Raw genomic sequence first — 25292 nt, forward strand, 5'->3', positions numbered from 1 at the left:
GTGCTTTTTAAGGGGTGATATTATACCAAAAAAGCAATTTTAAAATGGACCACAAATAGCCACTATTTTTCACTAAATGAGCGTAAGAACCTATCGATATACTACTTAATTTTAAATAAGTGATAATGGCTACTTTTTACTTATTTTAGCACTTATTTTTAAATATGTAGTATATCAAATGCGCCAAATCGCGAATATACGCAGAAGAAAGTACGACATATTTTTTTAAACATGCATTTATAATTCGATTCATGTCCGTAACGACGGCATTTTCACGGTTTGAATAAAAAAGTTAGCTCATTTTCTTGGTGTTCTTAGTCTATTTTCCGCATAAAAAAGTTACGTTTTCGTTCAAAAATCAACCTTTTTTTCATGTGAAATGAAGTACTTTTTGAATAGAAAAATTCCTTATAAGGTGACAAAGATTTGTGTTTTAGGCGGATTAACGGTTGGCGGCCAAAGTACTCCTAATACTTGTAGTTTCATTTTCAGCGTTGATCGTATCAATTCATTCATTTAACCCTAAAAATAACCTACCGTAAAAAATAGACTAGCCCATACTCACACGGGCTAGTCCATCATTTATTTCGTATTCAACTGCATCGCAGGGCCGAAGAATTCAAAGTGAATTTGGCTATCAGGGATGTTGCACTCATGTAATGCAGTAATCGCTGCTTCTAAAAATGGTACAGGTCCGCAAAGATATACTTGTGTATCTTTTGCTAAAACAGGACGTAACACATTCGCATCAATAAACTCATTGTTATCTGAATATAACACTTTATGATGAGAGTTACTGTCTTTTTTGAACGCGCTAAACAGCTTTTTTAAACCAGTTGGACCGTTTAAGGCATTCATTTTGTTTTGGATATCCTCATGGAAAGCCAGAACATTTTCGTTACGTGCACATTGGATGAAAGTTACATTTTCTTTACCTTCAATTGATTGGAACATCGCGTTTAAAGGTGTTACACCAACCCCACCACTAATGAATAATACAGGTGCTGTTGTCGGTTCGTATGTGAAGACACCCGCTGGAGTACTTACATCAATGATCGTGCCAACAACTGCTTCATGTAGGAAGTTTGATACTTTCCCTTTAATATTATTGTCGTTTTCACGCTTTACAGAAATACGGAATTCCTGTGTATTGCTTGGTTGTGATAATGTATATTGGCGATTTAGCATGAACTCTTCACCAGGTGCAGTTACACGAACGGTTACATATTGGCCTGGTTTATACGCAGGTACTTTTGAGCCTTCTACTGGTGTAAAGTAGAAAGATGTCACATCATCACTTTCTTTTTCCATGCGAACAATTTTGAACTGTTTAAATGCACGCCAGCCCCGATTATTCTCAGCTGCTTTATATAAATCTTCTTCCACTGAGATGAAGATGTCCGCAATCACACCGTATGCTTTGCCCCATGCTTCAATGATTTCATCTGTTGCTGCATCACCTAATACTTCTTTAATCGCTGCAAGTAAGTATTGACCTACGATTGGGTAATGCTCTGGTAAAACGCCTAAACTTACGTGCTTATGTGCAATTTGTACAACAACAGGAACGATTGGTTCTAAGTTGTCGATATGCTGTGCAGCGGCATACACCGTATTTGCTAATGCCGTTTGTTGACGACCTTGTGATTGGTTTGTATGGTTGAAAATATTTAATAATCCTGGATTGTCCTTAAATAAATTACTATAAAAAGTTTTTGTAATGGCTACGCCGTGTACTTCTAATACTGGTACTGTTGATTTAATAACGTTGATTGTATGTTGATCTAACATGCTGAACACGTCCTTTCGTGATAAATATAATATATGCCTATTCATTTTTTAAAGCAATATTATATATACATCTTTAACGGAATTGACACAAAGATGTATATTAAATACTTCTTTGTGTTGAAATAACTTTACAATGCGCAGAATGTCATTTAGACATAGCAAAATCTAACTAATAATTTTAGTTTGACGTAGTATGTACTATTAAATGAGAAATTATGTAATACTTTCAGTTGCAATCCAAATATTGTCATGCTAATGTGAAAAATGAGGTGGAAAATATGACAAATTTTGATTTAGCAGTAATTGGCGCAGGTCCTGGGGGATATGTGGCAGCAATTCATGCAGCAAAAAGTGGCTTAAAAGTGGCACTAGTAGAAAAAGATAAAGTGGGAGGGGCTTGCTATAATGTCGGCTGTATCCCTTCTAAAATTATGTTAGAACATAGTAAGCTCGTCCAAGAAATTCGACGAGGAACGGATTGGGGCATTACTGTTCCTACAATTAATATTGATTTTCCAAAATTAATGCAACGAAAAGATAAAGTCGTAGAGCAGCTGTTAACGAATATTGAAGAATTTATTGGCAACGCACAAATTACGATGTTCCGCGGGGAAGCTACGGTGACAGCAGAACGTAAAGTGATTGTAGGAGATGAATCTTTTACAGCGACAAACGTCATTTTGGCAACAGGGAGCCGTCCGTTTGTTCCGCCATTTAAAGGCTTAGAAACGTCTAACTACTATACAACGGATACATTCTTTTCGATTCAAGAGCTACCAAAACAACTAACGATCGTTGGTGGTGGGGTTATTGCGATTGAAATGGCCTTTGCATTAGCGCCGATGGGAACAAAAGTAACGGTATTAAACCATAGTAAAGATATATTACAAACAGAGGAACCTGATGCGCGTCCAATTATTAAAGAAAAAATGGAGCAGTTAGGAATTGAATTAATTACTAATTTTACATTTGAAGAAATTCGAGCACATGAAATTCAAACGTCTTTTGGTGTCCTACCATATGAAAATTTATTGTTTGCAACGGGGCGTCGTGCGAATATCCAAATTGCGGAAGCGCTTGAAATGCAAATGGACGGTCGTTTAATCAAAGTAAATAATCATTATGAAACGAGTATTCCAGGCATTTTTGCAATTGGTGATTTAGTTGGAGGCTTCCAATTAGCGCATTCAGCCAGTGCAGAAGGTGTGCATACAGTTGATTATATTTTAGGGAAACATCCAAAAGTGATTAACCAACAGGAAATCCCTCGCTGTGTGTATACCCATCCTGAAATTGCGACATTTGGCATGTTAGAGCATGAAGCACCAGCTGATTCAATCGTGACGAAAATGTATTTACCAACAAATCCGAAAGCCCTACTTGAAGGCAATACACAAGGCTTTATGAAATTTGTTGCGAGTCCAGAAGGCGATATTTACGGGGCATGTGTAGTGGGTGACGGGGCAACTGAAATGATTAATTCCATGCTTGCGGCAAAAGTACTTGGCGGCTCTGTGAAAGATTTAGCGCGTATGATCTTCCCACATCCAACAGTAAGTGAGCATGTTGGGGATGCTGCGCGGTCGGTATTTGGCAAAGCAATTCATGCTTAATTCTATATATTTTGCACGTTTTTAGTAAATGTGAAAAGACATTTTGACTTCAAATCAGAATGTCTTTTATAGTTTATATAAAAGGAAGAGGATATGAAAATAATTCCGCTTTAGTAAATGCCACACCTCCGTTATAATGAGACTATTCGAAAAAAATGGACGGTTGAGGTGTGAAATGTTAAAGTCATCGTTAGAATTACTTGAGAAAGAAATTGAAGACGCCATCATTCGTATGAGTAAATTACAGCAGGAGGATGACTATGCGGAGATGAGCAGGCAATTTGCTGAATTATTAGCTTCTTTGCAACGGCATCAATTAATCGATACGTCGTTACAACTGTTAGTAGAACCAGCGCAATGTTTACACGAAACTAAAATGTTGCTCGAAAGTTTGCAAGAAGCACAGCAGCGGCAACACCGAAAAAAACGGTTATTAACGCATCGGCAAATATTACAGCTATGGTTAAGAAAGAATATACACTACCAACGAGAATATTTACCAAAGCTTTTTTAAGTTATTTTGAGTATTTATATGGATAGTTAGTTGAAAGGAATTATTATGGATAAGAAAAATTTTATTTATGGGATACTGCTTACTTTTTTAATTGCAATGAGTTCTTATATGTTAGCTAAATTGCCTGTTCTATCGATAATTGGACCACTTGCATTGGCGATATTTATGGCAATCATCATTCGAAATTTCTTTTTTAATCCGACAAAATGGCAAAAGGGAATTACTTTTACAGCTAAAAAAATTCTCCGTTTTGCGATTATTTTATACGGTGTTCGACTGAATATGGTGGTCATATTTGATTAGGGTCTACCTTATTTAGTTCGCGCGATTTTTGCGGTCATTATTGGGATTGGTGTCATGCTGCTTTTAGCGAAATGGCTAAAGGTAGATTCGACATTTGCGCTGTTGCTTGGTGGGGGTACTGGAATTTGCGGTGCGGCTGCTATTGGAGCAATTTCACCCATAGTACGGGCGGATGACGATGATACAGCGCTTGCGGTAGGGATGATTTCACTTGTTGGAACGCTATTCGCGCTAGCTATGCCGTTTTTAGGGAATGTTCTGCAAATGTCACCAGAAATGTATGGGCAATGGGTAGGGCTTAGTGTTCATGAAGTAGCACATGCTGCATTAGCCGGTGCTGCATTTGGAGACGAGTCATTAGCACCGGCCTTTTTAGCGAAATTGAGTCGTGTATTATTACTTGTGCCCGTAACGATGATTATCGTATGGGTTGTATCGCGTAAGCAACAAACGGAAAACACGAAAAAGCCACCGTTCCCTTATTTTGTACTCGGATTTTTAGCAATTTCAATTATTAGTACAATTACACTTGAAAACGGCTGGATGTCAGTTCAAACGCAACAATCCATCGCCACATTTGCGTCGTTTTTATTGGCAATGTCTATGGCGGGTTTAGGTTTATCAATTAACTTAAAACAACTTCAAGCAAAAGCGATCCGCCCATTGTTACTACTTACATTAACGTCAGTCATTTTATTTGCATCCATGCTGATATTAGTCTGAATGAAAAAGAAAATTCGGATTAAATAGTTGCATGTTGTGAAATGTTTTTGTTACTATGGTAGTATTCTAATACATATGCAAGGCATGGAGGAGTCAGTCAACACTGGCACCTCTATGCCTTTTTGTATCAAAGAGAGGAGATATTTATGTTTATTTTTCAAATTGTTATCGTACTAATAGCAACGAAACTTGCCGGACACCTTAGTGTTCGATTAGGACAACCTTCTGTTCTAGGGAAAATTTTAATTGGTATTTTAATAGGTCCTGCTATGTTAGGTTGGGTTACTGACAATGAAATTATGAAAACATTTAGTGAAATTGGTGTTATTTTATTAATGTTTTTAGCAGGTTTGGAAACAGATTTAGAAGAATTAAACGCCAATATGAAAGGTGCGGTATATGTTGCGTTAGGTGGTATTTTATTACCAATTGCAATGAGTTATCCGCTCGCTTTGGCATTTGGTCTTACACAAGGTCAAGCAATTTTCATTGGGTTAACACTAGCGGCTACTTCTGTTAGTATTTCGGTTCAAACATTGAACGAAATCGGTTGGTTAAAAACGAAGGAAGGTTCTGTATTATTAGGTGCAGCTGTTTTAGATGACATTATTGTTGTTGTTCTTTTAGCGGTTGCGATGAGCTTCTTGCTTGGAGATGATGTTTCCATTCCAGCATTAATTGGAGGAAAAGTATTCTTCTTCATTCTATTATTTGTTGTAGCGAAATGGGTTATTCCGCCATACTTAAAGGCATTTTCACGCTTGAAAATTACAGAAGCGGTGCTGAGCGCTGGATTAATCGCCTGTTTTGCACTGGCATATATTGGTGAGCACTACTTTGGTATTGCTGCGATTATTGGTGCTTTCTTCGTGGGGATTGCGATTGGACGTACAGAATTTAAAGAAGCAATTGAACATAAAGTGGAGCCACTTGCAGGTGGATTATTCGTTCCATTCTTCTTTGTAAGTATTGGATTGTCTGTAACGTTTGACGGGATTGCAGAGAATATTTGGTTTTTAGTAGTCTTCTCAATTGTTGCAATCTTATCTAAATTAATTGGTTCGGGTCTTGGTGCAAAAATGGCCGGTTTCAATTGGAAATCTTCAGCAGGAATTGGATCGGGAATGGTTTCACGTGGTGAAGTAGCATTAATTCTTGCTGCGATGGGATTATCGAGCGGTTTATTACCAGCAGAAGATTATACCCCAATGGTTATTGTAATTATTGTTACAACAATTGTTACACCACCAATGTTAAAAGGTTTCTTCGGTGACCGTCGTCACCAAAAATAAAATGGTGATGCAAAAAAAACGATATAATTGAAACACTTGAGTAAAGGCAGAAACGTTGATTTTTTGACGTCTCTGCCTTTTTCATTTTGAGCTAAAATAAATTTTGGAAAGATTGCAACTAATGTAGGTGTTCATCCGAGGATATAGTGAGAGGTGGGAAAGGATGGATTTGGAGCAAATTTTTGAGTCGCATATGAACGATATTTACCGCTATTTATTTTCTCTAACACAGCATCATGCCCAAACTGAAGACTTACTTCAAGAAACATTTATAAAAGCGCATATTACCTTATTAGCAAAACCAATTGATGACATTAGACCTTGGCTGTTTAAAGTTGCTTATTATAGTTATATTGATTCGGTACGAAAGCAAAAGCTAATTGTCGTGACGAATGAAATAAATCAAATAGACGAACGAACCCCGGAACAATTTGTAGTGGAGCAGGATTCATACATTCAACTATTGAAGCTACTAAATGAACTAAAAGATATTGAGAGGCAAGCAATATTACTATGTGATGTGCATGAATGTACGTATGAACAAGTGGCTGAAATATTAAGTATGAATATTAACACCGTAAAAAGTCATGTTGCTCGTGGGCGAAAGAAATTGCGCGAACTACTTTCAAAGGAGGAATAAAATTGGATCCATATGAGCAATTCATTCAAAAGGCAAAAAAGGAAAGTAAAGAAATGGATGAACATTCGGCAAAAAAGACATTTAAAGCGATTCGCTCTTCAAAGTGGAAGTTAATTTTAACGACAGTAATTGTTATTTTATTAATCGTCCCAACATGCTTTATGCTCACTATTTTTTACTATGCATTTGGAACGAAATCAACAACATTAATGGACATTACCAGTCAAACGCAATACATTACAGAGCCGAATATCACGTTAGAGGAACTACAGTTTGAAATGGACTTTTCACTTTTTACGATGAAATTGGATTTTATACAATATAAGCAAATCGGCAAAGACATTTACCCAGTGAAAGAATACGAAACTTCATTTTTATTAAATAATTTAATGGATAAAAAAATTGATTCGAAGTTAGAAAAGATGTATCCAAAATATCCTACGCAAACGAGTCCATGGCTAGTCCATCCAAAAAATCAGTATGAATTTAACAGTGCAAACGAATGGTGGATTTTAGAAGGATTACCGGATGAAACGGTTGTGGAAGCTTATATATCGTTAAATGAGTTGACGGATGTTGAGCAGGTCCAAAAGCTATTTGAAAATGTAGATGTGACATGGGCTGCTGTTTACACAGGGCTCGAGGAGAAAAACGAAAGTGCCGAGGGGATCGTTTCACCAATTGGCTACCCTGTAGGGCGCGATACGACGAATTGGTCACCTTTTAAAGATTCCGTTTCGCATGAACAAACATTTTTAGAAATACTTGAATTTTTAGCTCCATATGAACGAATTGCAACGGATGTTTCCTCGCATAAAACTTTATCCTTACAAGAACGGATTGAATATGTCAAAAAACATGGCTTTCAAACGTATGCGGTCGTTGTAACAGGTCCTAAAGCAGAAGTGGAAAAATTACAAAAAAATGAAATCGTTCGCTTGATGAAACTTGGGGAGGTGAAGCTATGGAACTGGGTAAACTAAGTAAATTATTTTTTTCCGTTATAGGTGGGATGAGCGTTTTATCTGGAATTGTTGCATTAATTTTAATCAATATTGCGGTTTTAACGGGGATCAATGTAATTATGGGTGACCTTTATTTTAGTCTCATGTGGATGGCTTTTATGTTAGGAATCATAGCGGTGTTTCCTAAATCAAGTCGGAGTTTTGGCGTGAGAGGACTATCATTAGGCATTTATTTATTTGTTTTTATAAGCGTTACATTCATTGTTGGTTGGTGGATTTATCCGTTTCCATAAAAAATCCTTGTAAAAAGCACTAAATTATTATATTCTATTCTTTAGGTGCCAAAACCTCAGTGAAGTATTTGACTTCACAACAAAAGCGTCCATCCAACAGCACGGATTTGCTGGGAAGCTTTTGCATTGTGCAGGGAGATGAGCCCCTGCACACCTTACATAATTAGTAATCCTAGCGACGCATATTATTTGCGGTGTTAGGATTTTTTTGTGTTTTATGACACAAATCTGCGCTTGCCTCACAAAAAGCATTCAATTTTGTTGATTAACAAGAGGGAAGTGGCTATTATCGAAGGGATATTGTCTATTAAAGCGAATAAATTGGCTACTAACGAAAATTCAAGAGCGAAAAAACACCCATAAAAAATAACGCTAATCCTTTATTCGTATTTGCATGACGTCTTATACAAAACTGTGATAAAATTTTGTTATTATTATTTGAACTGTGAGTTGAAACTTTATGAAAGAAAGTCAAAAATATGCGATTGTTGATATCGAAACGACAGGGCATTCTCCTACGAATGGCGATCGAATGATTCAATTTGCGCTTGTTATCATGGAAGATTGGCAAGTGACAAAAAAGTTTTCCACATTTATTCATCCAGGTAAATCGATTCCGCTCTTTATTCAAGATTTAACGAATATTACGGATGCAGATGTAGCAGATGCGCAACCTTTCGAAATGCATGCCCATAAAATTTATGAATTATTACAAGATACGGTATTTGTCGCGCATAATACAGATTTTGATTTGTCCTTTTTACAAGCAGAATTTAAACGTGCAGGACTGCCTAAATGGTATGGCAAAAAAATGGATACGGTTGAATTAGCAAAAATTTTATTTCCTATGTCCTTTAGCTATAAGTTAGGGGATTTAGCCAGTGATTTAAATATTCCGCTGGAAAGTGCGCACAGAGCAGATGATGATGCACTCGCAACGGCGTATTTATTGAAGCGCTGCTGGGAAGAGTTGTTAACGTTACCGCAAAATACGCTCGAACAATTGCATAAGCGCTCGTTTCGTTTAAAGACGAATTTAGCCCAATTATTTTTTGATGCACTGTATGTGAAGCGAATGAAAGCAACGGAGACGAGTGACCATGTGTATTACAAAAAGTTGGCGATTCGAAAAATGGCGCCGACACCGAAAGTTGAGCATGGGACCATCTCTTATCCGTTTACGATTGAAGATAAAATGGCCTACTTACGGAAAGGTATGCCACATTCAGAAGAACGTCCACAGCAATTTCAAATGATGGATAGTATTTGGCATCATTTAAATGCTAAATCCGAGCATGTTATTGAAGCTTCGACAGGAATTGGGAAAACGATGGGCTATTTATTGCCGTCGATATTTTATGCGATGCAAACCGGAAAAAAGGTTGGAATTAGTACGTATACATCGCATTTATTAGACCAGCTCCTGCAAAATGAAATTCCGGTGTTAGAACAAATTTTAGGTCATCCTGTTAAAATCGCTTTGTTAAAAGGTATGAATCATTATATTGATGTAGAAAAATTTGAACAAATGTTAAAAGCATCCGATGAATCATATGATGAAACTTTTACATTACTCCAAACGTTAATATGGCTTACAAAGACCGAAACGGGTGATTTCAGTGAGCTCAATGTTTCAGGTGGTGGGCAATTATTAATCGATAAAATACGTAAAACAGAGCTGCCGAAAACAACGATGCCGCTGTATGACTTTTACGCGCGTGCGATTCAAAATAGTCGACAAGCACAAATTATCGTGACCAATCATGCGATGTTGTTAGCCGATTTAGTGCGACATGAACAAATTTTCAATGAAATTGGTGGATGGGTTATTGATGAAGCACATCAATTTGTTCAAGCAGCTATTAGCCAGGACGAAAAGATTTTTTCGTATATAAATTGGAAATATTTATTTGGTCAAATTGGCAATATAGAGGATGAGCAACTTTTCTATCGAATGAAGCGAGCGGCTATCAAAAAACAGTTAGTTCATACATCGACTTTACAACAAGTTGAAAAACGATTTAATCAAATGGTTGCGGCATTTGATGAGGCGATACATGTATTTGTTCGACATGTCCAGCAGTCAAATAGTATGAATAAAAAAGAGCTAAAACTAACAGCGTTTTTAGCTGAATTACAGTTACCGACAGATGTGTTTTCAAACGTAACGGTTGCGGTGCAGCGCTGGATTGATGAAGCGCAGCAAGTAGCGTTGCAGTTTTATTCAGGTGTGGAAGAGCTTGCACCAGAGCATCACTATATAATGGATCAATGGAATTATTGGATTCGCGAATTTAAATTGAAAATATCTGAATGGGATGAAGTGTTCCTTAAGGATGAAAACAGCTATTCTTGCTGGTTAGAAATGGATCGTAGAAGTGTCCCTGGAAGCATTCAAATCTTTAAAAAACCAATCGATGTGACACAAACAATTACGGAATTATTTACGCCTATTCGTGAAAAATGCGCGGTTATTTGGACTTCAGGAACGCTATCAGTGCCAAATAACGAACGCTTTATTACGAATCAATTAGGAATTGATCGACAAGTGACGCTAGAAAAACTTCAGGCACCAGCGAGCTATTATGCAGGGGCAAAAGCGTTTATTGTCACGGATATGCCAGATATTCAAACGGTTTCGCAAAGTGATTATATTGAAGAGGTGGCCCATGCTGTCACAAATGTGGTACGCATGACACAAGGAAGGTGCTTTGTGTTATTCACTTCACAAGACATGCTACGTAAAACCGTCGAGCTGATTCAAGAAAGCGAGCTGTTAAGTGACTATATGCTGTTTGCACAAGGGATTACTGCGGGCAGTCGGATGCGTTTACTAAAATCCTTCCAAAAATTTAATCATTCAGTTCTGTTTGGTACGAATAGTTTTTGGGAAGGTGTCGACGTACCTGGTGATGGATTATCTTCGGTCATTGTTGTTCGGTTGCCATTTTCTTCACCAGACGAACCAACGTTTAAGGCACGTGCACAATTTTTACAGCAGCAAGGGCAAAATTCATTTTCGGAATTGTCCTTACCAGAAGCCATTTTACGTTTCAAGCAAGGATTCGGTCGATTAATTCGTTCGAGTCAAGATCGAGGCGTATTTATCGTTCTGGATCGCCGAATTGATGCGAAATCTTATGGCTCGCAATTTATCGAGGCATTACCGCCCATTTCGGTACAAAAACTGCCACTTGATAGTATGGTACAACAGCTAGGAAGTTGGTATAATAAATAACGATGCGGAAGGAAAGCAGGTCGACAAATATGAAACAAATTTTTAAAAATAGCTTGGCTTTTCATGCATGCCATATTTGCACGAAATGTAAACAGGTGGCGGCATGAAAAACTGGTTAATATTTGGTGTAGTCTTTATTTTATCTTTGTCACTTGTTATTTCAGTAATAGTACTCTGGAAAGCGACTGCACCGTTTAATGACATAGAACAACAAGCTGAAGAGCTAGCGCTTGATACGAAGGCGCTGGCGAATATTTCAGAGTCCTATGTTTATAACGGAAATAAGCCATACGTTACGGTATTCGGAGTCGACGAATATGGTAAGGAAAAAGCGATTTTCGTTCCTATAAGTTTAGAAGTGAAGGCAATGCAGGAAGTGTATTTGCAAGATGGCATTTCAGAACAACAGGCTTTAACTGCTTTTCATGATGAAACGTCTGTAAAAAAGGTGCTTCACACAAAGTTAGGTTTTGAGGAACCAGGCGCTGTATGGGAAATAACGTATATGAGTGAATCTGGCAGTTTAAACTATGTGTATCTCTTGTTTAAAGACGGGCAATGGTGGAAACGTATATTGAATTTGTAGAGGAGACATTAACATGAAACAATTGTTAGCAAACCGTGTAAAAACTTTAACACCATCTACAACTTTGGCGATTACAGCTAAAGCAAAAGAGCTAAAAGCACAAGGTATTGACGTGATTGGCTTAGGAGCAGGGGAACCTGATTTCAATACGCCGGAAAATATTTTAACTGCGGCTAAAAAGTCAATGGACGAAGGTTTAACAAAGTATACGCCAGCTGGAGGCTTACCTGCATTAAAGCAAGCGATTATCGATAAACTTTCTCGCGATAATAGGCTTACATATAAAGCGAATGAAGTAATGGTTGGTGTTGGGGCGAAACACGTACTGTATACATTGTTCCAAGTAATTTTAAATGAGGGTGATGAAGTCATCATTCCAATCCCTTACTGGGTTTCGTATCCAGAGCAAGTGAAACTAGCGGGCGGTGTGCCAGTGTATGTGGAAGGTACAGCGGAGCAAAGTTATAAAATTACTGCTCAACAATTAAAAGATGCGATTACACCTAAAACAAAAGCGATGATCATTAACTCACCTTCGAATCCATCAGGGATGATTTATTCAAAAGAAGAGTTAGCTGAGTTGGCAAAAATAGCAGAGCAAAACGATATTTTAATCGTTTCAGATGAAATTTACGAAAAGCTTGTTTACAATGGAGTAGAGCATTTTTCGATTGCGCAACTTTCAGAACAAATTAAAGCACGTACAATTGTCATTAATGGTGTAGCCAAATCGCATTCAATGACAGGATGGCGTATTGGTTATGCGGCCGGTGATGCAACGATTATTAATGCAATGACTGATTTAGCTTCACATTCTACTTCGAACGCGACGACAACGGCACAATATGCAGCGATTGAAGCGTATAATGGTCCACAGTCAACTGTTGAAGAAATGCGTCAAGCGTTTGAATCACGCTTAGCAGTAATTTTCCCGAAAGTAGCAGCTATTCCTGGGGTAAAAGTATTGGCTCCACAAGGCGCATTTTACTTATTACCAGATGTATCGGAAGCGGCTACGAAAACAGGCTATGCGTCAGTGGATGATTTTGCGAGCGCATTATTAACAGAAGCTAACGTTGCAGTAATTCCAGGTTCAGGCTTTGGCGCTCCCGCAACAATTCGTATTTCGTATGCAACATCTTTAGATTTATTAGAAGAATCAGTTCGTCGTATCGATGCTTTTGTAAAAGCAAATTGGCAAGACTAACTTAATGCCCAGGCGGATGGCACAGATTTTTAATGAATATTAACTGTAAGTTTTGGAGGACACTATGAAAAAAATTATGATTAAAGATATGCCAAACCATATCGGTGAAACAATTAAACTAGGTGCTTGGTTAGCAAATAAGCGTTCAAGCGGTAAATTAGCTTTCTTACAATTACGTGATGGCTCAGGCTTTGCACAAGGTGTTGTAGTAAAAGAAGAAGTGGGCGAAGAACTTTTTGCAGTAGCAAAAGGTATGACGCAAGAAACTTCAATGTACATTATTGGTGAAGTAAAGGCTGATGAGCGTTCTTCATTCGGTGCAGAATTAAATGTAACAGGTATTGAAGTAATTCATGCGGCAACAGATTTCCCAATTACACCAAAAGAGCACGGTACAGAGTTTTTAATGGACAACCGTCATTTATGGTTACGCTCTCGTAAGCAACATGCGATTATGAAAGTGCGTAATGAAATTATTCGTGCTACGTATGAATTCTTTAATGACAATGGCTTTACAAAAATGGACCCACCAATTTTAACGGGTTCATCACCTGAAGGTACATCTGAATTATTCCATACGAAATATTTCGATGAAGATGCTTTCCTTTCTCAATCAGGTCAACTTTATATGGAAGCCTCTGCAATGGCATTAGGAAAAGTATTTTCATTCGGTCCAACATTCCGTGCAGAAAAATCAAAAACGCGTCGTCACTTAATCGAGTTTTGGATGATTGAGCCGGAGATGGCATTTGTAGAATTTGAAGAGAATTTAGAAGTGCAAGAACAATACGTTACACATATCGTTCAATCGGTATTAAAAAACTGTAAACTAGAATTAGAACGTCTAGGTCGTGACACATCAAAATTAGAAAACATTCAAGCACCATTCCCACGTATTTCTTATGATGATGCGATTAAATTCTTACATGAGCAAGGTTTTGACGATATTCAGTGGGGCGATGATTTCGGTGCACCACATGAAACGGCGATTGCCAATGCATATGATAAACCAGTGTTCATTACATGCTACCCAACTGGCATCAAGCCATTCTACATGCAACCGCATCCAGAGCGCGATGATGTTGTATTATGTGCAGATTTAATTGCACCAGAAGGCTACGGAGAAATTATCGGTGGTTCTGAACGTATTCATGATTATGATCTGTTAAAAGCACGACTTGAGGAGCACGGCTTATCAGAAGATGCCTATGCTTGGTATTTAGAGCTACGTAAGCAAGGTTCTGTACCACATTCAGGTTTTGGTCTAGGATTAGAGCGTACAGTAGCATGGATTTCAGGCTCAGAGCATATTCGTGAGTCGATTCCATTCCCACGTTTATTAAACCGTTTATACCCATAAATTACGTTAACTTGGCGTCATAGCGTCCAGTTGATACTCAATAAAATTCCGTAAAGCGTCCGGGTAAAACCGGGCGCTTTCTATTACGATAAAGGAAGGAGGGATCCGTATGAAGAATGATTTTGAACGAATCCGCATTTGGACGCAGCAACGCAACATTACGGTGCCCAATCTGTTCTTCCGACATTATAAAGAGCTAAATATTCAAGATGACGAAGCACTCATTGTCATGCATTTAGTGAGCTTTGAGCAGGAGGGAATTGATTTTCCTACGCCCAATGATTTAATGATGCGTACTCATTTTCAACAAGCTAAAATCTCTCAAATATTGCAACGTTTAATGCAAAAAGGGATGCTAGAAATTTCCCAATCCACCGACGACTTAGGAAAAATAGCTGAAAAATATTCATTATATCCTTTATGGGTAAGGCTATTAGAAAATTTAGAGGCGCAACAACAGCAAGTAGTCGAAACGGCAAATAAAGTGGATGAAGCTACGATTTTTACGCTATTTGAACAAGAGTTTGGTCGTTTATTATCACCGATTGAACTCGAAACGATTGGTATGTGGATTGATATTGATAAGCATTCACCAGAAATTATTAAAGCGGCGTTAAAAGAAGCGGTTTTAGCGAGTAAAGTGAATTTGCGTTATATTGATCGCATTTTAATGGAGTGGAAAAAGAAAAAGATTACGACACTGCAGCAAGTTGAAAAGCATAGCGAGCAGTATCGTAAACATACGACAACTACAAACACATACCAACCACCAGAACAACAACAACCGACGAAAAAAGTATCATTTTATAATTGGTTAGAGGAAAGGGAATAGGAGGGACCTCGAATGTTAACGAAAACGCAATGGCTCCATTTTTTAGATGAGATGGACAAAATGTATCCAGATGCACATTGTGAACTTGTGCACGACAATCCATTCGAGCTGACGATTGCGACTCTTTTATCTGCTCAATGTACGGATGTGCTCGTCAATAAAGTTACGAAAAATCTTTTTCAAAAATATAAAACACCCCAAGATTATTTGGAGGTTTCTTTAGAAGAGTTGCAAAATGATATTCGCTCAATTGGCTTGTACCGCAATAAAGCGAAAAACATTCAATTATTAAGTGGCATACTGATCAATGATTTTAACTGGGAAGTGCCTGCAACGAGGGAAGAGCTTGTGACATTACCAGGAGTAGGTCGAAAAACAGCGAACGTCGTTTTATCTGTAGCATTTAATGTACCGGCGATGGCTGTTGATACACATGTAGAACGCGTAACAAAGCGTTTAGGGCTATGCCGTTGGAAAGATAATGTGCTTGAAGTGGAAGAAACGATTATGAAGAAAACGCCGATAGATCGATGGAGTCGTGCTCATCATCAAATCATCTTCTTTGGACGCTATCATTGTAAGGCGCAAAATCCTGGCTGTGGTACATGTCCATTATTAGCAGATTGTCGAGAAGGGCAAAAACGTTTGAAAAAAGGTTTGGTGAAAGTATGATTGCTGTGAATAAAGAAAAAATTTCCAAAGTGGCAGTGAATGAGTGGTATGAAAGCTGGGAGCAATTACAGCAAAAGATTCATCTTGCTCACGATGCACGTGATTCGTCAGTGGGGCAGTTAATGCAGCAAGCTATTGAACAATTTGAACATTTTATTGTATCGAGCTCTGAACCTAGCGCGGAGTTTTCGGAAATTGAGCCATATGAATTAATGCCGATTAATGGCATGGAACGTCTAAGCTTTGTGAAAATGCGCCCAAGTCAATATGCGGCATATCGCCAATTAGATGAACTGTATAAAGAAACGAAAAAACGATGCGCAAGATTACGATTATAATGAAAAAGACCATCTACTCATACGAAAAGGTATGTGTGGATGGTCTTTTTACTTGATTCAGCAGAAGTACCCTAATTCTATAGGTAGGGGGCGAATGCTAAATATGCAATTTTATTCAGTGTGGTTTTAAACTCGGCTGAAGTAGTGGAACTCAGGCTAAGAACGCCGCGTCGTGCGGCAACGTCTGAGTGACCAACGTCGTGTTGGCCCAATGCCCCGGCGGATTTTGTTTCAAAAGAAAAACCAACACACATATCAACTATATGTGTTGGCTAAATAAGAAGGAGTGAGAAATTTATTCTCCGTCCACAACCGGTTCTTCTTCAGCTCCGGGTTCTAGCGAAGTAGGAGGGGATGGTGGTATTGGATTCGTCCCAATATCAGGGGGCTCGGTGTTGTTATTTCCGTTGCCATTCCCATTATTACCATTACCTTGGCCGTTTCCATTATTCCCGTTGCCATTCCCATTATTGCCGTTCCCTTGATCGTTGCCGTTTCCATTATTCTCATTGCCTTCATCTGGATTCGGCTCTTCCGGGTTTATCGGAAGGTTTGAGTCTTCATCATCAATACCTGGGATTTCAGGGATGACTGGCTCCTCAAGTGATGTATCTTGGTTGATGTAAATCGAAGTCGATACAGGTTCACTACGGATATCGTCAGCTAATGCAACAACTGAGAAAGTATAGGTTTTCCCTGGTTCAATATTTGATATTTGAATAGCGAGTGAACTCGTGACAGAAACGACTGTTGGCGCCTCTCCATCTGCGTTCATCGTCACTTCAAACGTTACTGGTGAACCATCTTCTTGTGTGAGTGATGGATGTGCCCACGTTAAATCGACTAACTGTGTCGTATCATTGTAAAGTGCGTGTAGATTTGTCGGAGCATCCAATGTTTCTTGTACGAACTGTTCAGATACTACTTTCGGCTCCGTTCCTTTTACAAATAACTCGGTTTTACGGTGAGTATTAGGTGTATATTCACTCGCTAATTTTAACGGATTTGAACCTACTTCAATCGTTGCAGAAACAACAGAGCTTGGCTGCTTAAACTTAGATGATGGATTATGTTTATCTAAATCCGTCATAATTGTTTTAAATAATGTTTGCGGCAACCAACGTTCTTCCCATGTTGAAATGGCATCTTTACGCAGAGAATGACCGCCCCAAATGGCAATCGAATAATTCGTTGTATAGCCTGCAAACCAAGTGTCTGGAACTGAATTTTTCTTTAAATTAAATTTTTTAAATTCATCAGAAGAGTAGTTAGTTGTTCCTGTTTTACCAGCAATGTCTACCCCTGAAACCATTGCTCTCTTTGCTGAGGCATTCGGCTTCGTACTGACAACGTCGCGTAAAATATCTGTCACCATATAGGCTGTGTAATCGCTCATCGCAATCTTTTGTTTAGGCTTATAAGAATCTGATGATGAGCCATCACGGAAAACAATTTTTGATATTGCATGGGCATCGTTGTATGTTCCGTTATTTCCAAAAGCCGCATAAGAAGCTGCCATTTGAATTGGTGAAATCGCAATACGACCACCGCCAATAGCATCAGATTCCACAAGTTGTTTGTCTGTACGAATACCGATATTTGCTAAAAATTGTTTTGAACGATCGGCTCCTACTTCACGGAATGTCTTGACAGCAGGAATGTTTCGAGAAGTGTAAAGTGCTTCACGAACAGTCATTGGACCACCATATTTACTATCCCAGTTTGTAATCACTTGTTTAGAACCTGTATACGTAATTGGTTCATCGACCGTTGTTTCCCCTGTTGACCATTTTAAATATTCAAAAGCGGGACCATAATCGACTAATGGTTTTAATGTCGAACCAGGTGAACGCGTTGTTAAGTCGTAAGCATGGTTATAAGGTAGGTTTCCAGAATAATTTCGACCACCGCCGACCGCACGCAATGCGCCTGTTTCCGTATCAACGACAGCAATACCTGCTTGAATTTGTTCATTCGGGAAGTTACTGTCATTGTTTATCGTATTTTCGACAATTTTTTGTGCCTCTGGATCTAATGTTGTATACACTTTAATGCCTTCTGAAAGTAATTCTGTTTCACCCTTTGCCTCTATCTCAGATAATACAACGTCTAAAAATGCTGGATATTTAGTCGTTGTGTTCGCAATACGTTTTTCATCAGGAATTAAACCAGCTGTTACATTGGCCGTTTTCGCTGAATCAGCTTCCGTTTGCGAAATTTTATTATGCTGAACCATTAAAGAAAGGACGATATTACGTCGTTTTTCTGCACGTTCTGGATTTTTATATGGGTTATAGTTATTGGGACTTTGCGGGATACCTGCAAGTAAAGCCGCTTCATCCAATGTTAATTCATCTAACTCTTTCCCATAAAATTCTTTTGCTGCTGTACCAAAACCGTAAATACGACCTGACATCAGTATTTTATTGAAGTACATTTCGAAAATTTGTTCTTTTGAATACTTGCGCTCTAATTGTATTGAAAGCCAAGCTTCTTGTGCTTTACGTTTTAATTTTTTCTCGTTTTTTAAGAAGGAGTTTTTTACAACTTGTTGTGTAATTGTACTCGCACCTTGTGCCCCGAAGCCATCACGGACATTGGCGATGACGGCACTACCAAGTCGCCAAATATCGATACCAAAATGGTCGAAAAATCGTGAATCTTCTGTCGCGATAATGGCATCTCGCATTTGAACTGGAATATCTTCATACTTTACATAATTCCGTTTTTCTGCACCAATTGTGGCAAAAAGCTCTTTATTCACATCATAAAATTCAGATGAGATGGGATCTTTTAATAATTCTTCATCTAAGTCTGGTGCGCTACTAACATAATAGGCGAATAGCCCGGCACCACCTAAAAATCCGACAACCCCTAATAAAACGACGGTTAAGAAAATTCGCTTAATCCATATACCAAAGGGTGTTTTTGTTTGTATTTTTTTCTTTTGTGATTGACGCTCGCGTTTAATATCTTCGCGAGTTCGTTTTTGTTCTGACACGTTATTTCTCCTCACTTTCACAAACATTTTTGTCTGCGATGAACTTTTTTACAGCTTGTAAATAATCAAGGCGCGGCATATAACCGTCCTTCATTTCGATTGCTTGCTGCTCAAAAACGTTTAAAGGAATCGACTTTCTACTACCATTTTGCATCATTGTCCAAAACTGCTCGATTATTTGAAAGGGTAGGGCAAAATTGCGCCCAAGTTTTGAAAAACGAATGATGAAAAAGGCGATTCCATTTTGGCATTCTACGGATTTCATATGCTCGATTTGATGTGCATGAATATTTTGCAAGGGAAAGGATGTTTTACTTTCGGTTTCCTTCGCTTCAAAGTCGATATAATAACCATTCCATACGCCATTATAATCCGTTGTCGAAGGGGTGCGGAAATAAGCTTCACGAATAACCGCTGCACTTCTTGCCGGATAATCTACTTTGACGATTTGTATCGGAACAGGTTTCTTATGAATATTTGCCAAATTTTGCTGTAAATAAAACAAATTCGTTTCATTTAAATCATCTTCAAGGCTTTTTCCGCGATTACTATACGAAATTTCGCGTTTTTTCTTCGGAACAGGTGTACTTGATTCTGAAATTTTTGTAGGTGAGGCATTATAAATTTTTCCGTTCGGATAACGTATGACCATGAAATCACCATCTTTCTAATCATTTCCATACTTATTTATTTTATCATAAAGCGGATGAATGAAGATAAAATTTGTTTCCGAAATTACCTACGAAATCGACATATGGTAAGAGCTTTTAGCGACCTATGACTAGTTTTGCGAGTGACTATGATTTATCGATTTTGTAACGTAATCTACAAGAAAGGAGGCGTTTGCCCATGTCAAAAATTTCATCCATTATCCAAACTATTGATTTCGCAAAGCAACTATTAACTGTCCAAGTACAATTAGAAGAGGCACGCGTTACGAACGAATTTTATGCCCGATTGATCGCAGGTTACCAAAAAGTAAGCTTAGCAGAAAAGCAAATGCAAGTAAAGAATACTTGTTCGCATATTAGTAGTACAATGGAGTAGAATTTGATAAACTAAAAGCAACTAGTCAAACTACTCGAGGTGCAATTTATGGAATTAAAAATAAATACACAACAATTACAAAATGAATGTCAGGACGCGCTCGACCGTTTTTGGGAAATGCGCCGCTTAGATAAAGAACCTGATTTTTATAATGAAGTAAAACCACATGCGGATACGATTCATGCTGCAATCAAAAATTGGCAGCAACTTGCGCATTTGTGGATTAAGGAAAACCATCCTAAAAATTTATATGTACAACAAATTGACCATGCAGCAGACGCGATGGAACAATTTGTTGTGCAATCTTTTTATAAAGGGACGAGTAAGAAACGTTTTATTCAATCCATTCAGTCTGTGCTATATACACTGTCGATTTTGATGAAAAAGCTAGAAGAGGCTGATGCGAATGTTGAGTAAAAAACGTTCGATAGCTGAGCTTTTGCAAGAGTGGCAATATGACGAGGAGTTAAAGCAAAACATCAAAGGTTGGCATACGCTAGATGAAAAAAGGGCGGAGTATGCCCCGTTCCCGCAACAATTGCACCCGTCCATCATAAAGGCGCTGCAGGCAAGAGGCGTTGAGCAGCTGTATACACATCAGCGTGCGGCTTTTGATTTGGCGCAGCAAGGGAAAAATTTCACAGCGATTACCCCGACTGCCTCTGGAAAATCATACTGCTATCACTTGCCTGTGTTACAAAAGATTTTAGAGGACAAATCTAGCCGGGCCATTTATTTATTTCCGACAAAGGCATTAGCACAAGATCAAAAATCAGATTTACATGAATTAATCGAACAAATGGATGAGGAAATTTTAAGTTATACGTATGATGGGGATACCGCGCCAGGCATCCGCCAAAAGATTCGTAAGGCGGGGCATATCGTCATGACCAACCCGGATATGTTGCATTCGGGGATATTACCTCATCACACAAAATGGGTTTCGCTCTTTGAGAATTTAAAATACATCGTTATTGATGAATTGCATACATATAAAGGTGTTTTTGGCTCGCATGTAGCTCATGTTTTAAGAAGGTTGCAACGAATTTGCGCATTTTATGGAAGCAATCCACTCATTATTTGTACAAGTGCCACAATTAGCAACCCACAACAATTAGCGGAATCCTTAACAAATACAAAGCACGAGCTGATTTCAAAGTCGGGTGCGCCGGTTGGTAAAAAAACCTTTCTTTTTTATAATCCACCTATTGTTCATCCAACATTCGGTGTCAGACGAAGTGCCGTATTAGAAGTGCGCGATATTTCGAAGCGCTTGTTTGAAGCGGGAATTCAGACAATCATTTTTGCGAAATCACGCGTTCGAGTTGAAATGCTCGTTACGTATTTAAAATCTTTAACCGTAAAAAAAATTGCAGATGAATCAATTCAAGGGTACCGAGGAGGCTATCTGCCAAGTGAGCGAAGAAAGATTGAAAAAGGCTTGCGTGAAGGTGCAATCCAAATGGTCATTAGTACGAATGCTTTAGAATTGGGCGTGGATATTGGTCAATTACAAGCGTGTATTATGACAGGTTATCCGGGAAATATTGCAAGTGCATGGCAGCAAGCAGGTCGCGCGGGAAGACGGCAAGGTGAGGCATTAATTATATACGTTGCCCAATCAACTGCGCTTGATCAATATATCGTTCAACATCCGAGCTATATGTTAGGAAGCTCACCTGAAGAAGTACGCATTAACCCAGAAAACATGCTTATTTTAATGGACCATTTAAAGTGTGCGGCATTCGAACTGCCATTTTCGATGACTGATAGTTATGGGGAATTTGAAATTCAGGAGTTATTGCAGTTTTTAGAAGAGGAAGGGGTACTTGTTAAAACGAGCACCCAATGGCACTGGATGAGTGAGCGTTTTCCAGCCCATGATATTTCATTGCGGTCAGCAGCTCAAGAAAATGTGGTCATTATTGATATGTCAACGCCTGCAAATACAAAAGTAATTGGTGAGATGGACACGTATAGTGCGATGACACTCCTCCATGAAGAAGCAATTTACTTACATCAAGGGATTCAATTCCAAGTGGAAAAGTTAGATTGGGAAGAGAAAAAAGCGTATGTCCGCGAGGTGGATGTGGATTATTTTACAGATGCCAACTTAGCCGTGGAACTAAAGGTGTTAAGCGAGGATAAAATCGCACACTATGAAAGTGCTTCTGTAAGCTATGGGGACGTAGGAATTTTAGCGATCCCAACAATTTTCAAGAAAATAAAGCTACACGAAAAAAACGAAAATATTGGCTCTGGACCGATACATTTGCCACCGATGGAAATGCATACAAATGCGACGTGGTTAAGTTTTGAAGTAGTGGAAGGGTGGAATGATGTAAGGTTGGCAGAAGCACTTGAAGGTGTTGCACAAGCACTCGGCAGCTTTATCCCCTTATTTATTCATTGTGACCGTTCTGATGTTTCAGTCGTCCCGCAAGTGAAAGCGACACACAATGAAAAGCCGACACTATTTATTTATGACAGCTACCCAGGTGGTATCGGGTTAAGTGAGAAGGTTTATGATATTATTTTAAGTCTTGTTGAAAAAGCGTTAGAACATGTTCGTCAATGTCCATGTCCAAGTGGTTGCCCTGCATGTGTCGGTCCACAAAACAGTTTAACCGACAGTCCGAAGAAGGATACGATTAAATTATTGCAAAATTTAGCGGGTGAATTAAGTAATTAAGTTTGGTATTTGTTGTGCAACCTTAATAGCTTCATAAATAAAGAAAAGAGTAGTGAAATTGTTATTGCAGGCAAGAAACCATACTAAAACTTGATAGTTTAACCACAAAATACAGCCTTTATACACAGAGGCTGTATTTTTTAATTGTCCCAGAATATTATTACAGGTAGAATGTATACTAAATACCAGATTTGTTAAATAACGTAACACTGATTCGATTTACCGAACGAGAGTTCTTGAAGGTTGTACTTCAACTAACGGCGCATGATTATTGAATAAAAAATTCCTATTATCACATAATTTGAACGGAAAAAGGTGAGTATAAAATGGAGTATAGGGCGTTGTTAAAAGAACATTTGTTTCAGCTAGAGGAAAAATTGTTAAAACCAGAAATAAGGACTTCAAAAGATGAACTAATTAATATACTTTCAGACAGTTTTTTTGAATTCGGAAGCTCAGGTGAAGTATTGTACAAAGATGAAAGTATTGGCGAAGTGAGTCTTAGCGTAGTACGAATGAAAATGAGTGATTTTGAGATTCATCCATTGTCTGAAGAAATAGTTTTAACAACCTACCGAATTTATAACGAGTTGAATAAACAACACTCATTACGTAGTTCGATATGGAAATTAATTGATGGACGTTAGAAGATGCATTTTCATCAAGGGACAAAAATAACTTCTTCACTCTAATTCTTACTCAATTAACAGAGGATTTAGTGTAACAAATATTTCAAAATGTGACCAAACGACGGTTTGGGAATGTTATAAGGATGACTTTTGAAACTTTTATAATTGAATTAACGTAAATATAGTAATTACTTATTGTAGGGAGTGGGTTATTGTTTTTATTTATTATTCTTTATTTAGTTTAGGTGTGTTAATAGTTATAGGTAGTGCGATTTTTTTAATTCTTATGTATAGAAAGAGAGAAATTAAGTTTTGGCCGACTATTAAAATGCTGAGCGGTTTTTTAATAGGACTCCTACTTTTATGGATGACTGTTCCAAGTTTAAAATATGTAATAATGAAAGACTTTGATGTTGTTAATGGTAAATGCACGATAGAAATATCTTCATCTGGTCGTTCTTCTGATGCGACTTTCAATATGCTTCAAACAGACGAACGATTTAATTTCAATGAGATTCCTGAACTCGATACTTATGGCAAATCAATTCCTTATTACTGTGAGGTTACGGTGACCAAAGACCATATGTGGACAATGGATTATAAAATTTACGATTTAAAGACAGGAAAGCTTATCGATTCACACACAGTTGAGTAGCTTATTGTTTGAAAAAATTGAAGAATAAATATACATATGTAGTTGAAAGAACGTTCCCAAATGGAAGCTTTGGGAAGGTTCTAAGATTTAGTTATAATTTCCATTTTAAAATCCTCATCATGTATACTTGTATAAAAGCTATTGGGGAGGATTTGTATGGCAAGATGCACAAATTGTAACTATAAATGGTCATTTAAAGAAGTTATGGCTGCTGGATTTTCAAAAGACGGAAAACTATGTCCGAACTGCGGAGAAAAACAGTATGTCTCAAAAACAACGCAAAATATTATAAGTTTAGGCTCTATTAGTTTTCTACTTGTGATTATTTTCCCCTTCTTTATCAAATTGAGTGACAAAAACGATGGTTATCAATAATTAATACTTTATACAAATAACGTTCCAAAATGAAAGGTTGGTAACCATTTTAAAATTAATAGAAAATTGTATAATAACATAGAGGTGATAAAAATGAATTTTCCAAATTTATCTCAAATACGTTTCCCAAAATTAATATTACACTCGTTGTTATTAATCATCATTTTGACACTGATATTTATAATTAGCAAAGGTATAATTAATTGGATATTTGACACAAAAATTATTACAGGAAATGGACCTGTTAGTTCCTTAGTCCTGATTTGGACTTTCTTTGCTATTCAAAATAAAAAGTATCAGAAAAAAGCTTAGTTTAAATAGATGTAATGCTATAATTTTGCGAATAGCTTACACATCTCATAGTTAAATAACGTTCCCAAACGTGAACTGCACCCCAATTGTTAGACACAACTAACAAGGAGGTGCAGTTATCTATGTCTAAAATTAGTGCAGAAGAAAAATTAGCTGCGGTTCAAAGATATGTAAATGGAAAAGAAAGTTCAAGAACAGTAGCGGCAGATATAGG

At 37.8% G+C, this 25292-nt stretch carries 22 protein-coding genes and 1 pseudogene; 20 read left to right on the forward strand and 3 right to left on the reverse strand.

What is annotated here, in order from left to right:
- Positions 1–582: 582 nt before the first annotated feature.
- Entirely contained in the window at positions 583–1791 is a 1209-nt protein-coding gene (gene hmpA, locus ACQKIH_RS20575) for an NO-inducible flavohemoprotein (protein WP_427768557.1), read from the reverse strand.
- A gap of 278 nt (positions 1792–2069) precedes the next feature.
- On the opposite strand from hmpA, the gene lpdA reads away from it, so the two are divergent.
- From lpdA to ACQKIH_RS20645, 14 genes and pseudogenes are all read left to right on the forward strand, one after another.
- The gene (gene lpdA / locus ACQKIH_RS20580) at positions 2070–3404 is read left to right on the forward strand and encodes a dihydrolipoyl dehydrogenase (protein WP_427768558.1); all 1335 of its coding nucleotides are present in this window, start codon (positions 2070–2072) and stop codon (positions 3402–3404) included.
- Between the two features lie 175 nt (positions 3405–3579).
- The gene (locus tag ACQKIH_RS20585) at positions 3580–3918 is read left to right on the forward strand and encodes a transketolase (protein ID WP_427768559.1); all 339 of its coding nucleotides are present in this window, start codon (positions 3580–3582) and stop codon (positions 3916–3918) included.
- Positions 3919–3963: 45 nt separating this feature from the next.
- Positions 3964–4944: pseudogene (locus tag ACQKIH_RS20590) on the forward strand (YeiH family protein).
- Positions 4945–5090: 146 nt separating this feature from the next.
- The gene (locus tag ACQKIH_RS20595) at positions 5091–6236 is read left to right on the forward strand and encodes a cation:proton antiporter (protein ID WP_427768560.1); all 1146 of its coding nucleotides are present in this window, start codon (positions 5091–5093) and stop codon (positions 6234–6236) included.
- 163 nt (positions 6237–6399) lie between these two features.
- Complete coding sequence (locus tag ACQKIH_RS20600; protein WP_427768561.1) at positions 6400–6876, forward strand: sigma-70 family RNA polymerase sigma factor; 477 nt, start codon at positions 6400–6402, stop codon at positions 6874–6876.
- A gap of 2 nt (positions 6877–6878) precedes the next feature.
- Positions 6879–7859 (forward strand): anti-sigma factor, encoded by a 981-nt coding sequence (locus ACQKIH_RS20605; RefSeq protein ID WP_427768562.1) that lies wholly within the window; start codon positions 6879–6881, stop codon positions 7857–7859.
- Positions 7841–8134 carry a hypothetical protein gene (locus tag ACQKIH_RS20610; RefSeq protein ID WP_427768563.1) on the forward strand — a complete coding sequence of 98 codons (294 nt, stop codon included), beginning with the start codon at positions 7841–7843 and terminating at the stop codon, positions 8132–8134. Before ACQKIH_RS20605 ends, ACQKIH_RS20610 begins: the two co-directional genes overlap by 19 nt.
- Before the next feature lie 460 nt (positions 8135–8594).
- Complete coding sequence (gene dinG, locus ACQKIH_RS20615; RefSeq protein WP_427768564.1) at positions 8595–11372, forward strand: ATP-dependent DNA helicase DinG; 2778 nt, start codon at positions 8595–8597, stop codon at positions 11370–11372.
- A gap of 103 nt (positions 11373–11475) precedes the next feature.
- A complete protein-coding gene (locus tag ACQKIH_RS20620; RefSeq protein WP_057982311.1) occupies positions 11476–11958 on the forward strand; it encodes a cell wall elongation regulator TseB-like domain-containing protein in 483 nt (160 codons plus the stop codon).
- Between the two features lie 13 nt (positions 11959–11971).
- On the forward strand, positions 11972–13165 hold the full coding sequence (locus ACQKIH_RS20625) for a pyridoxal phosphate-dependent aminotransferase (RefSeq protein ID WP_427768566.1): 1194 nt from the start codon (positions 11972–11974) through the stop codon (positions 13163–13165).
- 64 nt (positions 13166–13229) lie between these two features.
- Complete coding sequence (gene asnS, locus ACQKIH_RS20630) at positions 13230–14525, forward strand: asparagine--tRNA ligase (RefSeq protein ID WP_057982315.1); 1296 nt, start codon at positions 13230–13232, stop codon at positions 14523–14525.
- A 109-nt stretch (positions 14526–14634) separates the two neighbouring features.
- Positions 14635–15357, forward strand: coding sequence for a DnaD domain protein (locus tag ACQKIH_RS20635; protein WP_427768567.1), 723 nt, complete (start codon positions 14635–14637; stop codon positions 15355–15357).
- Positions 15358–15369: 12 nt separating this feature from the next.
- Complete coding sequence (nth, locus tag ACQKIH_RS20640; protein ID WP_427768568.1) at positions 15370–16029, forward strand: endonuclease III; 660 nt, start codon at positions 15370–15372, stop codon at positions 16027–16029.
- Complete coding sequence (locus ACQKIH_RS20645) at positions 16026–16367, forward strand: YpoC family protein (RefSeq protein ID WP_057982320.1); 342 nt, start codon at positions 16026–16028, stop codon at positions 16365–16367. The genes nth and ACQKIH_RS20645 overlap by 4 nt, the downstream gene beginning before the upstream one ends.
- A gap of 295 nt (positions 16368–16662) precedes the next feature.
- Here ACQKIH_RS20645 and ACQKIH_RS20650 read toward each other — a convergent pair whose 3' ends face one another.
- A complete protein-coding gene (locus ACQKIH_RS20650) occupies positions 16663–19368 on the reverse strand; it encodes a PBP1A family penicillin-binding protein (protein ID WP_057982322.1) in 2706 nt (901 codons plus the stop codon).
- Between the two features lies 1 nt (position 19369).
- Positions 19370–20020 (reverse strand): Holliday junction resolvase RecU, encoded by a 651-nt coding sequence (recU, locus tag ACQKIH_RS20655; RefSeq protein ID WP_057982323.1) that lies wholly within the window; start codon positions 20018–20020, stop codon positions 19370–19372.
- Between the two features lie 197 nt (positions 20021–20217).
- Here recU and ACQKIH_RS20660 point away from each other — a divergent pair, with 197 nt between their 5' ends.
- The 6 genes from ACQKIH_RS20660 to ACQKIH_RS20685 all read left to right on the forward strand — a co-directional run bounded on the left by ACQKIH_RS20660 (position 20218) and on the right by ACQKIH_RS20685 (position 24766).
- Positions 20218–20415, forward strand: coding sequence for a hypothetical protein (locus ACQKIH_RS20660; RefSeq protein ID WP_057982324.1), 198 nt, complete (start codon positions 20218–20220; stop codon positions 20413–20415).
- Between the two features lie 48 nt (positions 20416–20463).
- Positions 20464–20832, forward strand: a complete 369-nt coding sequence (locus ACQKIH_RS20665; RefSeq protein WP_057982325.1) for a YppE family protein — start codon at positions 20464–20466, stop codon at positions 20830–20832.
- Positions 20822–23107: a DEAD/DEAH box helicase gene (locus ACQKIH_RS20670; RefSeq protein ID WP_427768571.1), complete on the forward strand. Its 2286-nt coding sequence runs from the start codon at positions 20822–20824 to the stop codon at positions 23105–23107. The genes ACQKIH_RS20665 and ACQKIH_RS20670 overlap by 11 nt, the downstream gene beginning before the upstream one ends.
- Before the next feature lie 326 nt (positions 23108–23433).
- Complete coding sequence (locus ACQKIH_RS20675) at positions 23434–23754, forward strand: nuclear transport factor 2 family protein (protein ID WP_427768573.1); 321 nt, start codon at positions 23434–23436, stop codon at positions 23752–23754.
- Between the two features lie 229 nt (positions 23755–23983).
- The gene (locus ACQKIH_RS20680; RefSeq protein ID WP_427768575.1) at positions 23984–24391 is read left to right on the forward strand and encodes a hypothetical protein; all 408 of its coding nucleotides are present in this window, start codon (positions 23984–23986) and stop codon (positions 24389–24391) included.
- Between the two features lie 156 nt (positions 24392–24547).
- Entirely contained in the window at positions 24548–24766 is a 219-nt protein-coding gene (locus tag ACQKIH_RS20685; RefSeq protein ID WP_427768577.1) for a TIGR04104 family putative zinc finger protein, read from the forward strand.
- Positions 24767–25292 lie beyond the last annotated feature (526 nt).

Origin of the sequence: Solibacillus cecembensis, assembly GCF_050272495.1 — a bacterium.
GTDB lineage: Bacteria > Bacillota > Bacilli > Bacillales_A > Planococcaceae > Solibacillus > Solibacillus cecembensis.

Bases quoted from the DNA above. Each gene is read 5' to 3' on its own strand.
- ACQKIH_RS20620 (WP_057982311.1), top strand. From the start codon at position 11,476: ATGAAAAACTGGTTAATATTTGGTGTAGTCTTTATTTTATCTTTGTCA.
- nth (WP_427768568.1), top strand. From the start codon at position 15,370: ATGTTAACGAAAACGCAATGGCTCCATTTTTTAGATGAGATGGACAAA.
- ACQKIH_RS20645 (WP_057982320.1), top strand. From the start codon at position 16,026: ATGATTGCTGTGAATAAAGAAAAAATTTCCAAAGTGGCAGTGAATGAG.
- lpdA (WP_427768558.1), top strand. From the start codon at position 2,070: ATGACAAATTTTGATTTAGCAGTAATTGGCGCAGGTCCTGGGGGATAT.
- ACQKIH_RS20585 (WP_427768559.1), top strand. From the start codon at position 3,580: ATGTTAAAGTCATCGTTAGAATTACTTGAGAAAGAAATTGAAGACGCC.
- ACQKIH_RS20660 (WP_057982324.1), top strand. From the start codon at position 20,218: ATGTCAAAAATTTCATCCATTATCCAAACTATTGATTTCGCAAAGCAA.
- ACQKIH_RS20675 (WP_427768573.1), top strand. From the start codon at position 23,434: ATGGAGTATAGGGCGTTGTTAAAAGAACATTTGTTTCAGCTAGAGGAA.
- ACQKIH_RS20670 (WP_427768571.1), top strand. From the start codon at position 20,822: ATGTTGAGTAAAAAACGTTCGATAGCTGAGCTTTTGCAAGAGTGGCAA.
- ACQKIH_RS20625 (WP_427768566.1), top strand. From the start codon at position 11,972: ATGAAACAATTGTTAGCAAACCGTGTAAAAACTTTAACACCATCTACA.
- ACQKIH_RS20665 (WP_057982325.1), top strand. From the start codon at position 20,464: ATGGAATTAAAAATAAATACACAACAATTACAAAATGAATGTCAGGAC.
- ACQKIH_RS20600 (WP_427768561.1), top strand. From the start codon at position 6,400: ATGGATTTGGAGCAAATTTTTGAGTCGCATATGAACGATATTTACCGC.
- recU (WP_057982323.1), bottom strand. From the start codon at position 20,020: ATGGTCATACGTTATCCGAACGGAAAAATTTATAATGCCTCACCTACA.
- dinG (WP_427768564.1), top strand. From the start codon at position 8,595: ATGAAAGAAAGTCAAAAATATGCGATTGTTGATATCGAAACGACAGGG.
- ACQKIH_RS20595 (WP_427768560.1), top strand. From the start codon at position 5,091: ATGTTTATTTTTCAAATTGTTATCGTACTAATAGCAACGAAACTTGCC.
- asnS (WP_057982315.1), top strand. From the start codon at position 13,230: ATGAAAAAAATTATGATTAAAGATATGCCAAACCATATCGGTGAAACA.
- ACQKIH_RS20610 (WP_427768563.1), top strand. From the start codon at position 7,841: ATGGAACTGGGTAAACTAAGTAAATTATTTTTTTCCGTTATAGGTGGG.
- hmpA (WP_427768557.1), bottom strand. From the start codon at position 1,791: ATGTTAGATCAACATACAATCAACGTTATTAAATCAACAGTACCAGTA.
- ACQKIH_RS20685 (WP_427768577.1), top strand. From the start codon at position 24,548: ATGGCAAGATGCACAAATTGTAACTATAAATGGTCATTTAAAGAAGTT.
- ACQKIH_RS20635 (WP_427768567.1), top strand. From the start codon at position 14,635: ATGAAGAATGATTTTGAACGAATCCGCATTTGGACGCAGCAACGCAAC.